This window comes from Vibrio panuliri (assembly GCF_009938205.1).
Lineage (GTDB): Bacteria > Pseudomonadota > Gammaproteobacteria > Enterobacterales > Vibrionaceae > Vibrio > Vibrio panuliri.
Map to the genome: position 1 here is coordinate 1,106,012 of NZ_AP019655.1, position 15,763 is coordinate 1,121,774.

12 protein-coding genes are annotated in these 15,763 nt (G+C 44.9%); 4 read left to right on the forward strand and 8 right to left on the reverse strand.

Annotation, left to right across the window (positions count from 1 at the left end):
- Positions 1-15 precede the first annotated feature (15 nt).
- The 7 genes from asnB to GZK95_RS19725 form a co-directional block, all read right to left on the reverse strand.
- The gene (asnB, locus tag GZK95_RS19695) at positions 16-1,953 is read right to left on the reverse strand and encodes an asparagine synthase (glutamine-hydrolyzing) (RefSeq protein WP_075713696.1); all 1,938 of its coding nucleotides are present in this window, start codon (positions 1,951-1,953) and stop codon (positions 16-18) included.
- A 171-nt stretch (positions 1,954-2,124) separates the two neighbouring features.
- Entirely contained in the window at positions 2,125-3,525 is a 1,401-nt protein-coding gene (locus GZK95_RS19700; RefSeq protein ID WP_075713698.1) for an undecaprenyl-phosphate glucose phosphotransferase, read from the reverse strand.
- Between the two features lie 422 nt (positions 3,526-3,947).
- A complete protein-coding gene (gene pstB, locus GZK95_RS19705; protein WP_075710400.1) occupies positions 3,948-4,697 on the reverse strand; it encodes a phosphate ABC transporter ATP-binding protein PstB in 750 nt (249 codons plus the stop codon).
- Between the two features lie 40 nt (positions 4,698-4,737).
- On the reverse strand, positions 4,738-5,601 hold the full coding sequence (pstA, locus tag GZK95_RS19710) for a phosphate ABC transporter permease PstA (protein ID WP_075710402.1): 864 nt from the start codon (positions 5,599-5,601) through the stop codon (positions 4,738-4,740).
- Positions 5,602-5,616: 15 nt separating this feature from the next.
- On the reverse strand, positions 5,617-6,549 hold the full coding sequence (pstC, locus tag GZK95_RS19715; protein WP_075710404.1) for a phosphate ABC transporter permease subunit PstC: 933 nt from the start codon (positions 6,547-6,549) through the stop codon (positions 5,617-5,619).
- A gap of 153 nt (positions 6,550-6,702) precedes the next feature.
- The gene (locus tag GZK95_RS19720) at positions 6,703-7,524 is read right to left on the reverse strand and encodes a phosphate ABC transporter substrate-binding protein (protein ID WP_075710406.1); all 822 of its coding nucleotides are present in this window, start codon (positions 7,522-7,524) and stop codon (positions 6,703-6,705) included.
- Between the two features lie 320 nt (positions 7,525-7,844).
- A complete protein-coding gene (locus tag GZK95_RS19725) occupies positions 7,845-9,713 on the reverse strand; it encodes a fructose-specific PTS transporter subunit EIIC (protein WP_075715881.1) in 1,869 nt (622 codons plus the stop codon).
- 225 nt (positions 9,714-9,938) lie between these two features.
- Here GZK95_RS19725 and GZK95_RS19730 point away from each other — a divergent pair, with 225 nt between their 5' ends.
- Positions 9,939-10,238, forward strand: coding sequence for a PTS fructose transporter subunit IIB (locus GZK95_RS19730; protein WP_075710410.1), 300 nt, complete (start codon positions 9,939-9,941; stop codon positions 10,236-10,238).
- Between the two features lie 12 nt (positions 10,239-10,250).
- On the forward strand, positions 10,251-11,027 hold the full coding sequence (locus GZK95_RS19735) for a PTS sugar transporter subunit IIA (protein WP_075710412.1): 777 nt from the start codon (positions 10,251-10,253) through the stop codon (positions 11,025-11,027).
- A 9-nt stretch (positions 11,028-11,036) separates the two neighbouring features.
- Here GZK95_RS19735 and GZK95_RS19740 read toward each other — a convergent pair whose 3' ends face one another.
- Positions 11,037-11,876, reverse strand: coding sequence for an AraC family transcriptional regulator (locus tag GZK95_RS19740; protein ID WP_075710414.1), 840 nt, complete (start codon positions 11,874-11,876; stop codon positions 11,037-11,039).
- Between the two features lie 373 nt (positions 11,877-12,249).
- On the opposite strand from GZK95_RS19740, the gene GZK95_RS19745 reads away from it, so the two are divergent.
- Both GZK95_RS19745 and manA read left to right on the forward strand, forming a co-directional pair.
- The gene (locus GZK95_RS19745; protein ID WP_075710416.1) at positions 12,250-14,157 is read left to right on the forward strand and encodes a PTS fructose transporter subunit IIABC; all 1,908 of its coding nucleotides are present in this window, start codon (positions 12,250-12,252) and stop codon (positions 14,155-14,157) included.
- 80 nt (positions 14,158-14,237) lie between these two features.
- The gene (gene manA / locus GZK95_RS19750) at positions 14,238-15,455 is read left to right on the forward strand and encodes a mannose-6-phosphate isomerase, class I (protein ID WP_075715882.1); all 1,218 of its coding nucleotides are present in this window, start codon (positions 14,238-14,240) and stop codon (positions 15,453-15,455) included.
- Positions 15,456-15,763: the final 308 nt, after the last annotated feature.

Below are 15,763 nucleotides of genomic sequence, written 5' to 3' on the forward strand. Positions count from 1 at the left end.
CACCATTTTCCAGTACTAATGACGCCCATCGAATTGCTCGTTCTCTAACCACTGCTGAAACATTAAGACGCACCAAAGTTTCTTGGTATGGTTCTGTTTACCCGATAAATGCTGCAACCAAATGTCAGACACAAGTTTCTCATTCAAATACCCTTCATCTTTTAAACGTGCAGGGTGCAACAAGCTATCAGCCCACTCTTTTAACGGCCCTCTTAACCAGTCATCCAGTGGCAGCGAAAAGCCCATTTTAGGTCGGTCAATCAACTCTTTAGGCACATATCGATAGAGCAACTCTCTTAATGGCCACTTGGTAACGCCATCTTTGAGCTTGATGGATATCGGTAATCGCCAGGCAAATTCAACTAGCTGATGATCAAGCATGGGGACTCGAGTCTCCAAAGAGACCGACATGGCAGCTCGATCTACTTTGGTCAAAATATCATCGGGTAAGTAAGACAGCATATCGAGCGCCATCATTAACTCAGGCGCGCTCAGTTCATCGCTCAACTGATTCTCTGTCCAGACAGTGCTCCGCTCTGAACTCTCCAATACGAGGCTAGTAGGGTCGTGCCATTGTGACAGTATATTGTTGTACAGCGCCTTATCATCATGGGCTGAGATAACATTGGCTACCTTGTGCAGTTTATCTCCAGATAACTTAGCTCCTACTGAGCGAGGCAATATAGACGTCAACCTGTCAAGTTGAGCAGGACTCAATAACTTAATGCCCTTGGCTATCGGCGTACGAGCCAATAGAGGCAACTTGCGGATTGTGGGCCATTGTTGCTCAGAAAATGAGTGCCTGTCGTACCCTGAGAAGAGCTCATCACCACCATCACCAGATAGCGCAACAGTCACGTACTGCCTTGCCATTTGCGAAACTAAAAAGGTAGGGATCTGCGAAGAGTCGGCGAATGGCTCATCATAGATTTGGTGCAAACTCGGGATCACGTTTAGTGCGTCTTGTGAAGAGACGTAAAGCTCGGTATGTTCCGTACCCAGATGCTTGGCTACCAACTTAGCGTGTTCGGCTTCGTTAAAAGCTTTATCTTCAAATCCAATCGTAAAGGTTTTAACGGGGTTGCTTGAGTGCGCTTGCATCAAAGCCACGATAGTCGTCGAATCCACACCTCCAGATAGAAAAGCACCAAGAGGCACATCTGAAATAATCTGCCGATTAACTGATTGTGTGAGTAACTGATCCAGTTCGTCGACTGCCTGCTGCGCTGTTCCTCGAAACAAATCACTCCGACTTTGGATAATCACATCGGTTGCCGACCAATAGCTAACCTTCTCAATATTCAAACTAGAATCAACACTTAGCAGCATACCAGGCATTAACTTCCAAGTGTTTTGATAGATGCAATACGGAGCGGGAACATTACAATGACGCATGTATAAACCGAGCGAGTCTCGGTCAATTTGCGCTGAAAAATCAGGATGAGGCTTAAGCGCTTTTAACTCTGAAGCGAACATAAAACTACCATTATGCAGCCCATAATATATTGGCTTTTCTCCTAAACGGTCGCGCGCTAGAAATAACCTTTGTAATTGGCTATCCCACAGAGCAAGCGCAAACATTCCGGTAAAACGAGCTAACGCTGGCTGTAATCCCCATTGCTCGATACACGCCAATATTGTTTCGGTATCAGAGTGGCCCCTCCAATTCCCTTTAGCTAGCTCCTTTCTTAGCGTTAAGTGGTTATATATTTCACCATTGAAGACCATTTGGTAACGCCCAGAATCAGATACCATTGGTTGGCGACCTGCAGACGATAGATCTTGTATGGAGAGTCGACGGTGACCTAATGCCAAGCCATTGGGCGGATCGAGCCAATGTCCGTCGCTATCAGGGCCGCGATGGTGCAAGGTATCGTTCATCGCCAGCACCGTTTTTTTAAGATAGACATCGTGTCTAGGAGCAAAAGACACAAAACCAGTGATACCACACATATCCCGCCTCTTCTCACGTTATTACTAAATCTGGATTGAAATAATGAAATCGAATTTTCTCTTGGTGGCGTATATTACTTTTCGCCGCCAAGAGTCTTCGTAAATGTTTATTGTGTTTTAGTTTTTATATTGCTAACAATGCTGACTTAAGGAACGACTGAGTTCGACCGTTCAATATGCGGTTTTACCGACAAATCCTTTGAAAATGGTTAAGAAAATAATCTTAATATCAAGCCATAACGACCACTGGCGAATATAGTTAAGATCATACTCGACACGCTTCTCCATCTTATCAACCGTGTCAGTTTCACCACGATAACCATTGATTTGCGCCCATCCGGTGATACCTGGCTTCACTTTATGGCGTAGCATGTACTTATCAACTATCTTGCGATACTCCTCATTGTGAGAGACCGCATGTGGTCGCGGACCAACAATGGACATGCGTCCTTGCAGGACATTTACAAACTGCGGGAGTTCATCTAACGATGTTCGGCGAATAAAGGCACCAAACTTGGTAACTCGAGGGTCGCCTTTGGTTGCCTGTTTTACTTCGGCGCCATTGTCCATCACGCGCATCGAGCGGAACTTCCATACCTTTATTTTTTTGCCATCAATCCCATAACGATCCTGTTTGAAGATAATTGGCCCCGGCGAAGATAGTTTAACGCCGAGTGAAACCGCAAATAATACTGGACTAATAAGAAGTAGGATCAGAGCTGATACGACAATATCTTCAAGACGTTTAACGAACGTTGACATACCGTAAAAAGGTGTGTCATGAATACTCAAAGTTGGGATGTTACCTACATTACGCCAGCGAGATTGAATGAGATCGTATGTGAAGAAGTCAGGCACAATATAAACTCGGGCGGTACTATCAGAGAAGTGGTTGATGATTTGTTTTATTCTTCCACTCGCTTCCATTGGCAGCGCGACATAGACGTGGCGGAAGTTACGCTCTTTTGCCATTTCAAGAGCGTCATTAATTGAGCCACTGATTGTCGCTTGAGGGCTTTCGCTGGAAAGACGTTCTTGGCTTCGATCATCAAACACACCTATTAGCTTCAGGCCATGTTCAGGTCTTGTTGCCATTTCATTTGCCAATGCCAACCCCGCAGGTGTCGCACCGATAACAATGCTTTTTTGAGTATAAGAGTCACCACGAGCGGAGGCTCTAACTTTATTTGAAATAAAACGATAACTCGTTAAAAAGATTGGGGTGGTAATAAACCAACAAGATAAGGCTACGCGGGAGAACTGATCGGTAATTTTAAAACCAAAACCCAGTACTAGAACAAAACCTATGGCACATAGCCAAGCCAGAAGGATCGGTGCGATAGTTTGTCGTAATGACGACGCCAATGAAGGGTTATATACCCCTAACAGCTCCGCTAAAACACTGTACGATACGACGGCGATACTGGTCGCCAGCACATAATGTATATTCCACACGCCAGTATAAAGATACGAGGCAATCAAAATAGTGGTAATAATAAACGCAATGTCCATTATTCGATACGCGATGATGAGCTCATCGCCATGTCTCTTGATAATTCCGCTTTCTCTCATGGAGTAGTCCTTCACCTAGCCACTATATTATATTTATCTAATATACTTGGATTTATTCCTATTCAACTAAGAGGCATAGTTTGTATTTTTTTAAGTAAAATAAAACTAAATTTGTTGCCATTATTATCCTGTTCTAGATATTGAGAGTGCAAAACTTCCTATTTTTGAGACGATGGAAATTAATACTTTTATACCTATCCAAATAACAGACATTTGAGATAGCGATCACTTTTGGCACTAAAGTTAATATTTCCTGGCTGTTCTAATTCTAATTATTTACACTCAAGTGACTTCAAGGCCTTGAGTATACATATATAAAAAAGCCCCTCTACTTGAGAGGGGCAAAGTTACCATCGCTTATAGTTATGATCTGATTTCAGTAAAACTATTGTTCGATATCTATGTACTAATGGCTGATGCTGTTAACCAAAATCACCATTTACATAACCTTGAGTTCGGTCGTCTCGTGGAGCACTGAAGATCACGTCGGTCGCATCATGTTCAACCAGTTCACCCATCAAAAAGAAAGCGGTACGGTCTGAAATTCGGCGAGCTTGTTGCATTGAGTGAGTCACGATAACGATAGTGAACTTTTTCTTCAGCTCTTCCATCAGCTCTTCAATTTTATGTGTCGCAATTGGGTCAAGCGCTGATGTTGGTTCATCCATCAAAATTACATCGGGCTCCATAGCAATTGTGCGAGCAATACATAAACGCTGTTGCTGACCACCAGAAAGACCAAAGGCGTGCGACTTCAAACGGTCTTTTACTTCATCCCAAAGTGCTGCGCCACGCAATGAACGCTCCACCACTTCATCAATATACTTCTTGTCCTTAATACCTTGGGCACGCAAACCGTATGCAACGTTCTCATAGATACTCATTGGGAAAGGATTAGGCTTTTGAAACACCATCCCAACCTTGATACGCAGATCTGCCACATCAATGTTGCCATAGATATCTTCATCATCCATGGTCAATTTACCTGTGATTTTGACCCCTTCAATTAAATCATTCATACGGTTCAAGCAACGCAATAGCGTTGATTTTCCGCAACCTGAAGGTCCAATCAAGGCGGTCACTTGGCGCACTGGAATTGGTAAGTTAATTGATTTTAGCGCTTGGTTTTCGCCATAAAACAGATCTAGGTTTTCGATATTAAATTTGTTCATGCTGTTTATCTCTTAAATCTTAAATTCGTCGTGTGCTAGTTTAGTAAGTTGCTGTATTAAAACGTCTGGCAATCAGTTTAGTCACCGTGTTGATAAGCAAAACCACCACAATAAGTACTGTCGCTGTACCGTATGCTTGATTCCATTCTTCAATGGTAAATAGCTCGGTAGTCAGTTTGTATAGGTGTACCGTTAGAGTGCGCCCTGAATCCATCAACGAGTCAGGAATACGCGCCACCATACCTGCGGTAAGAAACACAGGTGCCGATTCACCAATAACACGACCAATACTTAAAATGACCGAAGTTAAGATACCTGGCATTGCACTTGGCAAAATTAAGCGCCAGATGGTGTAAATTTTAGAAGAGCCTAGTGCATAAGAACCTTCACGGTAGGTTTGGGGCACCGCCATAAGCGCTTCTTCAGTTGTACGAATAATCACAGGTAAAATCAGGATACTTAGGGTCAATGCACCTGAAAGAATCGAGAAACCTAAACCGAGTATTGCGACGAAAAAAGTCATACCAAACAGACCAAAAATGATCGATGGAATACCCGCCAGTGACTCAGTACAAAAACGAATAACTTTTACTAAACGACTGCCCACTTTGGCATATTCGGTTAGATAGATAGCCGTCATAATACCCAGCGGTGCCGCAACAGCGATAGACGCGACTACCATGTAAATTGTTGAGACAATCATCGGGAAGATACCGTGTTCTTCACCAGTACGAGTGTAATTGTCGGTAATAAAGTTCCAGTCTACGTGCTGTAAGCCGTTAGAGAGAATGTACCAAATAATCCAAAACAGAAAACCGACTGTTAGCGCGGCTGCCGCCCAAATAAAACCATTTAAAATTTGGTCTTTTACTTGGCGAGCTTGTTTTAATTTTGCGTAATCCATAGTCATCACCAATTGTTACTTCGTCTTTTGACGGTTTAGGTAAAGAAGCGCTGCATTAAGTGCCATGATAAACGCGAGTAGAACCACACCTGTCGCGTAAAGCGCGTTAGCGTGCACACCACTTGCGTAAGACATCTCAATCGCGATGTTGGCAGTTAGAGTACGAGCCGAATCGAGAATGCCTTGTGGCATCGCCGGCGCATTACCCATAACCATGATAATCGCCATGGTTTCACCTAATGCACGACCAATACCCAGAATGACGCCAGTCATAATGCCTGAGCGAGCGGCTGGAACGAGCAACTTAAAGATGGTGTAAATTTTTGAAGCCCCTAGCGCTAAAGAGCCTTCTTTATACGTTCTCGGCACTGCGCGAATTGAGGTTTCTGAAACGGTAATAACCGTTGGGAGGATCATCACACCGAGTACGATAATACCCGCTAATATGGTATTACCCGCAGGGACGTTAAATACATCCTGGATCAGTGGAACAATAATAACTAAGCCGAAGAAACCATAAACTACCGATGGAATACCGGCGAGCAGTTCAACCGCAGGGCGGATGATATCGGCGACGCGCTTAGGCGCAATTTCAGCAATAAAGATAGCGGTTAACACACCGACTGGTACGCCAACTACCACGGCACCGAGTGTCGATACCATAGAGGCGACGATCATAGTTGCGACACCGTAAAGCGCAGGTGGCAACCACTCTTGGCCAAATACGATACCGGTTACACCGGCTTCTTGAAATGCAGGAATAGATTCTTTAACAATGAAATAGGCAATAACTGCTAGAGATACAATACCAATAACAGCACTGGTCAGAAACAAGCCATGGAAAATGCGCTCTTTCCAATCTACACGCTTCTTAGCGCGCAGACCCGACTTTGCAATTTGAGTCGCTTCAGTGTTCATAAGCTTTTCACTATTTGTTGCGATGGTCATAAATAAGTCTCACTAGGCTAACCTTACCCTTCTCAATTGAAGTGTTATAACCAACGTTGTGGATATAACTTGTAATGCCAGCTGTGAAAGAAAGTGCTCAGCCCAATCGAGGCTGAGCAAGGGTATTTCAATTAATATTTGATTGAGCAAATATTAGTTAACTGAGATGTAGCCTTTTTGGTCTACTAGCGTTTGCGCGTCATCAGACAGCATCCAATCTAGGAATTTTTGCGTTTCTGCTGATGGCTTGCCGTCTTTGTAAAGAACAAGGAAAGGACGAGCAACTTGGTATGAGTTGTTTTTAACGTTCTCTACAGTCGCTTCAGTGCCATTGATTGCTAGTGCATTTACCGAGCCATCAACAGTGCCTAGTGAGATGTAGCCAATCGCGTATGGGTTTGATGCCACCATTGTTTTAAGAGCACCGTTACCATTCGCTACTTGCGCACGTTGAGAGATAGCTGACACTTTCTTATCACCAATCTTTCTCTTAAGTTTCATGATATCTTCAAATGCACCACGCGTACCTGATGCCGTGTCACGTGTGATTGCCACGATAGGCTTATCTGCACCGCCAACGTCTTTCCAGTTGGTCACTTCACCTTTGTAGATTGCTGTTACTTGCTCAGCAGTAAGACCTTGCAGGTCATTCTTCGGGTTCACTACAACTGCGATGCCATCTAGAGCAACCGTTAGCTCTTTAAGTGCAGGTTCTTTTTCAGACTCTTTAAGGTTACGTGAAGACATACCTAAGTCTGCACTACCATTTTTAGCGGCTTTAACGCCTGCGGATGAGCCCGGTCCTTGGACTTCAATGAATACATCTGGATTGGTCTTCATGTATGTTTCTGAGAAAACTTCCATCAGCGGAGTTACACTACTAGAACCTACTGCTGAGATAGTTTCTTTCGCTAGTGCTGGAGTTACTGTCAGAGTACCTAGTAGCGCGATTGCACCGATAACTGTCTTTTTCATCACAATTTCCTTTAGTGGCTTTATTGCCGTTGTGTTTCATTCAACGCTGCTCACTTTAGAACTCAAATATGACAGTTGTGTTTCACTTAATTGAAGCCTATATGACATTTGGCTGTCACAGAGGAATATTCGTTTAATATCCGTACAACTTCGACCAAAGGAATCAATAGTGGTTGTTTTTAAAGCTAAAAAGCCAGCCGATAATTCGACTGGCTTAAGCTCAACCTAGGTTGATTTCAGGAACATAAATGTCCGGGGGGAGACAGATATATACTCAAATGACTTGTTCCCGACGGGAAAGTTCCCTTGCGATGACAGCATCATCGCGTCGATTGCAACAATGCCACCGCGTTAATCATCGCGTCTTTGGTGGAAACATCGATAATTTTGATATTGGTAAACCTCTCAGGATGGTTAATCGCAACATCATGGGCGAATATTACGCAGCGCGCTTTTTTGATGTCTGCCTCGGTAATGCGATTATTAACCCCATTCGCGCCTTGAGTCTCAACTTTAATCTTTATTCCCAAGGAGTGGGCCGCTTTCTCAAGCGACTTGGCGGCTAAGAAAGTATGCGCTACACCTGACGGACACGAAGTGACAGCCAATATATCAGCAACCCCTTCACCCGCTACTGAACTGTATGCTTGGCTGACCGCGAGCCTTTCCTCTTCTTCTGTGACATTTCGCTTTAATGCAATTGTGATCACCGCCGTCGTCAATGCACCAGCTAGCGTACCCAAAATGTAACCCAGTTTTCCATCGACCACAGGTAGAACAATCCATCCTCCCCAAGGCGCATGGTTCAACACATGGAACATAAAACCAATGATATTACCAACAATACCGCCTGCGACAATCGCTGGCAGCACGCGAGCTGGGTCTGCTGCTGCAAACGGAATGGCACCTTCACTAATGCCAATCATCCCCATGATGCCTGCCGCCTTACCCGCCTCACGTTCGTCCCGTTTGAATTTTCTTGGCGCAAGAACCGTCGCCAAAGCCATACCGAGTGGCGGAGTACATATCGCAATACCAACCCCACCCATTAACCACGGTTGTGTATTAACTTGAGTTTGGGCAAACAAGGTCGCAACTTTATTGATTGGTCCACCCATATCAAATGCCGTCATCGCCCCCAACACAGTGCCAAGTAGCACTTTTCCAGATCCCGCTAGCCCAGCTAACCATTCATTGAGTAACGCCATGGTAGTCGCTATCGGTGCACCGATTAACCACATTACCGCACCGCAGGTCACGAATGTTCCGACGAGTGGATAAATAAAGATCGAGCTTAACGACACCATACTATCTGGCAAGGTTATCTTTTTTAATGCATTAACGGTAAAGCCCGCAATAAAGCCCACAATGATGGCGCCCAAAAAGCCAGTATTATAATGACTCACCGCGATCCACGATCCAATCATACCTGGCGCGAGGCCGGGTTTGTCGGCGATCGAATAGGCTATATACCCGCCTAACACCACCGTAAATAAGGTCAGACCCGCAATTCCCATCTGGGCAACGTCTGCTAATAGCCCTTGTTCTGGCACCGCACCATGACCTGAAATCATCACAGATAGAGACAGCAACACCCCACCAGCGACAATAAACGGGATCATATGTGAGGTTCCAAACAGTAAATGCTCTTTACCTCTTGCTAAACGCTGCTTTAAGGCGCTTTGTGGCTCTGGAGATTGATCTACAATCCCTTGGCAAACCGAGTCACTCTGTTGCATGTCGATATCGGTCAGCAACTCTAACGCTTGTTCCACAGACTCCGCGGCTTTTAACTTGGCGATAAAACCATCTTCGATCAACTTCGAGGATATCTGTGCCAATACTTCGATATGATGGTGGTCGTCACCATCGGGAGAGGCAAGCATAAAGAACACATCTGACAGTTCGCCATCTTCTGCGCCATAGTCAATGCCCGGTTGGCTTATGCCGATCACCACACCCGGCTTGGCAACCGCATGACTTTTGGCATGAGGAATCGCAATCCCCTCTTCAAAGCCCGTATTGCCGATCTCTTCACGCTTCCAAATGTCGCGTAAAAACTGATCTTTATCGACCAACTTCCCGCTGCTATCAAGAATATCGACTAGCTCAGCAAGGACTTGCTGTTTAGTTTGCGCTTTTAGCTCTAAACAGATGCTATCTGTATCTATAAGGGTGGTGATATCCATTGTATATTTACCTAATCACTTAGATGTTCGCCAGCCAGTGTGGGTATCTCAGCATAGATTACGGGTGCATCGATACAGACGATATAGCAGGAAACGAACATTAACTGGAGTAATGTAACACAGCTTTTATTTTGTGATGATGCTCTTACCTTTAACTGGTTTAAATCAATGCTTTCCACCCTTGGTATGCTAGTATCCTGCAAAAATAATACGCCGAGATTAATCATGAAAATTGTAGCGGTTACAGCTTGTCCAACCGGAATTGCCCACACCTATATGGCAGCAGATGCATTAGTTAAAGCCGCACCAAAGTTTAACGTGCAGATCAAAGTGGAAACTCAGGGTGCAATGGGAATTGAAAACCCATTAACTCCGCACGATATTGCACAGGCAGATAAAGTATTGATTGTCTCTGATATTGAAATTGAGCAAGCAGCACGCTTCGAAGGCACCAATAAAGTCCAAATTGCGATCGAAGAAGTGTTGCTAAATGTTGATAAGGTTTTCCTTGTTCATTGCCGCTAACCCAATCTCAATATGAACGAGTACCAAATTACTTTCTTAGTCGACGATGTCAGTGGTAGCGCTCATGTAGCTCAACCGCTTAACCGATTGGCTAAAAAGTTTAAAAGCTCGCTGCAAATTATCAATATCACCCAAGATAGAAGCGCCCTATTAAACCGACCTTCTGCTATGTTGCGCGTCGGCTTGCAGCGTGGTGACTTGTGCCAGATCACCGCAATTGGTATTGACGCAGAGCTGGCATGCTTTGTATTAAAAGACATTATCAGTGAGCACTTCAGCTTAGTGGGTGCGCACATTAACTATCAATTCTCTAGCCAGTTAGCGAAGCGATTGCCACAAATTAGCCCCCCGTGCGAGGTGCAATGGCACTACGCTAAAGCGCATACCCCGCTAACCAAGTTCGAGTGCTTAAAAGGTCTTGCTCAACTTATCTACCCACAAAATGCAGATGAGCTAATCTTGGCATTCGTCAAACGGGAAGAGCGCTCATCAACCTGTGTGACACCCGGAATCTCACTTCCTCATGTCATGTTTGCCGACGTAACCGACGTTTCTGTCGCAGTGATCAGTAATGATCAATCCATCGACTGGGCATCGCCAATGGGCGAAGTGCATATTGCGATAGCATTGGTGATGCCAAAAGCCCCTTCTCGTGAGCAAATCATTGCCGCCACCAACCTCACTCGCAATCTACTCTCCGGTCAGTTAGCACAAAGGCTGTTGCTGACTCGCTCTAGTGTCGACCTGCAAGCATTGCTCATGTATGCCATGACCCGACTACTGGCTTAGCCAAGAACACTAAATAGAGCCACGATATTCTGTTGGCGTACGACCGGTACGATTCTTAAACACGCGACAGAAGTAATTGACATCTTTAAACCCACAACGTATTGCGACTTCATTAAGTTTGAAGTTGTATTTCTTCAGCATAAACTTGGCGCGGTCAACCCTAACCCATGTAATGTAATCAGCGAGAGTCATATGACCTTGTTGGCGAAACAAACGCGATAAATGGTTGGAAGAGATACTAAAGCGTTCAGCGATACTGTCGCGCGTAATTTGGCGATGAAAGTTCTCTTGAATATAGATGCAAATCCCTTGATAGAGATCCTGAACACGGCTGTGTGATTGCTCAACAGGTTTGTCCAGCATCGTTTTGCTGTATTGAAGTAATGCCTGCAGCAATAACTCATCCATTGGCTTTTTGTGGCTCTCACGTGCGAGCGAGCTGAGCGCTTCAAGAATATTATCAATGGCGAAACCCGAGCGAGTTTGAATACTGTGTTTTTGAACATCGTAAAAACCAGTCTCGCCTTTGCGTTTACTCACGAAGCTCAACCCCAATTGCCTGCGGCCAAACAACATACTCAAGACCGAGCAGTCAGTGTCCCAATCAGGTTTGTTCCAACAGTTGGGCGGAATAAAAATCGCGTCTCCCGGTTTAGCGACTATCTTCTGTACTTTGCGCTCATGATCTTCCATCTCATTAACATACTCGCCATCAAGAACCAGCTCCAAGCGAGGAAAGTTAACCTGATAACTACACTCTGGTGGAGTATGGAAATCACCAGCAAACCAGATGTTATGAAATGGTTCACGCTCGCTTAATACAGAACAAATTAGGTCATGGAAAATCATCTAAGCAATCTCGATATGCACTTATGGTGCTATAAAACAGATATAAACCTGACAAAAGAAAAGGGCTATAGTGCGCAATCACAAACTCACGAATTAGGTACAATAATACAGTAAATGCATTTATTTTATAGCCATTTCGTCCGATACCCGCAATCATTACAACGATTTATTAGATAGTTACTTAAGTGAGGAAATTTCAACAGCAATTAAACAAGTTACATATTTTCAGATCGCACTCCTTAAAGAGATCAACTTCACACTACACCATTAAGGTTACAAATATCCAGTTAATGCAATTTTTCTTCACTACCTAAGTTTTATAAAACTAACCAGAATGAGCTGAACAGATAACGATAAGAAATAGGGGTGTGAGATGATCACAAAACTTATTAATCAAGATTTGATTTCGCTTGATCTTAAAGCGACGACTAAAGAAGAAGTATTCCTTGAGCTCATTGACGTGTTGCACGCTCAAGGCCGCATTTCAGATAAAGAACAGTTCCTCGCAGACATTAAAGCACGCGAAGAATTGGGTAACACCGGATTTGAAGAAGGTGTAGCACTGCCACACGCGAAAAGTTCAGCCGTTATCGAACCTGCCGTTGTGATCGGTGTTAGCCGCACTGGTATTGAGTACGGCGCAGAGGATGGTTTGCCATCAAAACTATTTTTTATGATTGCCTCTCCTGATGGCGGCGACAATCATCATATCGAAGTGCTTGCCGAGCTTTCTTCAAAACTAATTGAAGATGGGTTTATCGAACGTTTCTTTGCTGCGCAGAACAACCACGAAGCGCTCGCTCTACTACTAGAAAAACCCGAAGAGCCAACAGCTGCCCTGCAACCTGCAGCAAGCAAAGGTTTTGTGATTGGTGTAACCGGCTGTCCAGCAGGTGTTGCGCACACTTATCTAGCCGCAGAAGCGCTCGAAAAAGGTGCCGCAGAACTGGGTTACGAGATCAAAGTAGAAACGAACGGCTCTATCGGCGTTAAAAACAGCCCAACTGACGAAGAAATTGCTCGCGCAGATGCCATTGTCGTCGCGTGTGACAAGCAAGTAGACATGGCACGTTTTGCAGGCAAACGTCTGGTTGAAACTAACGTTAAAGCGCCAATTCGAGACGCTAAGGGCTTGATCAATCAAGCACTAGAAGCGCCAGCTTATCAAGCGTCAACAAATGCAACGACTGCGTCTACCGCGGAAAAAGCCTCTCAAACACGTTCTGATCTCTACCGCTACTTGATGAATGGCGTATCGCATATGATTCCATTCGTCGTTACAGGCGGTCTATTGATTGCACTAGCATTAGCAATTGGTGGTGAGCCTACTGAAGCGGGCATGGCGATTCCCGATGGCAGCATGTGGAACCAAATCCTAAACGTAGGTGTGGTGGCTTTCACACTGATGATCCCTATTCTTGCGGGTTACATTGCCTACGCAATCGCTGATCGCCCTGCTCTGGCTCCGGGTCTAATCGGTGGTTGGATTGCGAACAACGGCTCATTCTACGGCGCAGAAGCGGGTACTGGCTTTATCGGTGCAATCATTGCTGGTCTGCTGGTTGGTTACTTCGTGAAGTTCATTACTTCTATCAATTACCACAAGTTTATCCAACCACTTGTTCCAATCATGATCGCGCCAATTACAGGTTCGCTATTTATCGCTGGACTATTTATCTTCGTTATTGGTGCGCCAATCGCAAGCCTAATGGACGGCCTAACGGCGATGCTAACTAGCATGAGCACAGGCAACGTCGTCCTACTCGGCATTGTTCTGGGTGGTATGGCTGGTTTTGATATGGGTGGCCCATTCAACAAAGTGGCTTTCCTATTCTCAGTCGGCATGATTGCTAGTGGTCAGACACAGTTTATGGGCGCAATGGCGTGTGCGATTCCTGTCGCACCACTAGGTATGGCACTAGCAACTGTGCTTGGCCGTAAACTAGAGTTGTTCGAAGCATCAGAAATTGAAGCGGGTAAAGCATCAGGAGCAATGGGTCTAGTCGGTATCTCAGAAGGTGCTATCCCATTTGCGGCACAAGATCCAATGTCTGTTATCCCTGCGAACGTTCTTGGCTCTATGGTTGCAGCAGTAATGGCGTTCTCATTCGGCATCACTAACAGCGTTGCTCATGGTGGTCCTGTTGTCGCTCTGCTTGGCGCAATGAACTTACCTGTTCTTGCTCTTGTGTGCATGGCATCAGGCGCAGTCGTGACAGCGCTGACCTGTGTAACACTTAAGAAAATCCGTAAAGCGAAACAAATTGCAGCGACTGCATAACTCGCTATAAACTCTCTGGGCCTGAGCAATTTTGCTTGGGCCTTGTTGCATTTCAAGCTTGCATATTTATGGTGACAATGATGTCTGATTTCCGTACTGATAGTAACGCGCCCCTACAAACCATGTTCTTTCCGATGACCAATGTCATCCAAAACTACGCCTGGGGTAGTACTACCTCTGTAAACCAACTGTTCGGTATCGCCAATCCAAATGGCGAACCACAGGCTGAAATCTGGATGGGTGCGCATCCAAATGGTTGTTCAATGGTGGAAAACCAAGGTCAAACAACCAAGCTTTCTGATCTGATTAACAGTAATATCAATGCCTTTCTCGGTGAAAGTATCGCTAAACGTTTTGGTGAACTTCCATACCTATTTAAAGTGCTCGCAGCCGAAAAAGCACTGTCTATCCAAGTACACCCAAACAAACAACAAGCAGAAACAGGGTTTGCTCGTGAAGAGCAACAGGGTATCCCTCATACTGCTGCCAACCGCAACTACAAAGATCCCAACCACAAACCAGAGTTGGTCTATGCGTTAACACCGTACCAAGCAATGAACGGTTTTCGTTCTATCGAGGAGGTTATTGCTAACTTCACTCGTTTAGATATTGCTGAGCTTGCACCTTTAGTGCAACAACTGGTCGACAACCAAAACCCACAAGGCTTAAGCGCGTTCTTCTCGGGCTTGCTCTCTTTGGAAGGCGCAAGCAAAGATAAAGCATTAACTGCGCTGCTTGCACACGCAAACAATTCTCAAGATCCATTAATGGCTCTAATTGTTGAACTAGAAACACAATACCCAGGTGACATCGGTCTATTTGTGCCATTGACGCTGAACATCATCACGCTCCAACCTGGTCAGGCGATGTTCTTAGACGCAGAAACTCCCCACGCATACATTAAAGGAACAGGCCTTGAAATCATGGCAAACTCAGACAACGTTCTGCGTGCAGGTCTGACGCCAAAATATATGGATATTGACGAGCTTGTTGCTTGTACTATTTTCGAAGAGAAGCCTTTTGATAGCCTATTGCTAGAACCAAACGTGAACGACCAAATGCTGGAATACCCTATCCCAGTTGAAGACTTTAAGTTCGCGATTATTCCAAGTTCTGACCAACGCGTTGTCGATATCGTTAGCGCAGAAATCCTGATGCCACTTGATGGCTCTATGACCATCACTCACAGTAACGGCCAACGCTGCGTTATTGAGAAAGGCCAATCAGTATTTATCCCTGCATACGCACAAAGCTACACGTTGCAAAGTGATGCCCGAGTCGCGCGCGCATACAGCTAACCACTGCTTAGCTACCCATAACTAAGCCCTGCAATGCGGGGCTTTTTTGTAAGGACACACACCTTAAGACCAAATACCCATTACCTATCCTTCTGGGGACAGGCACCTCAAATCACGCCAGAAAAGGTTATAGCTATAGGGACAGACAGCCTAAATCTTGCGTATATTTTAATTCTCGCAACAATCAGAACTAGTCTTACAGGGACAGTCGCTATAAGTTGTCACTATTAGTTAAAAACGAAAAGCAGGTTGATGTTCGTTTGAACGAAATCTTTGCGATTAAAATTTGCGTCTTAACACTCTGAGTG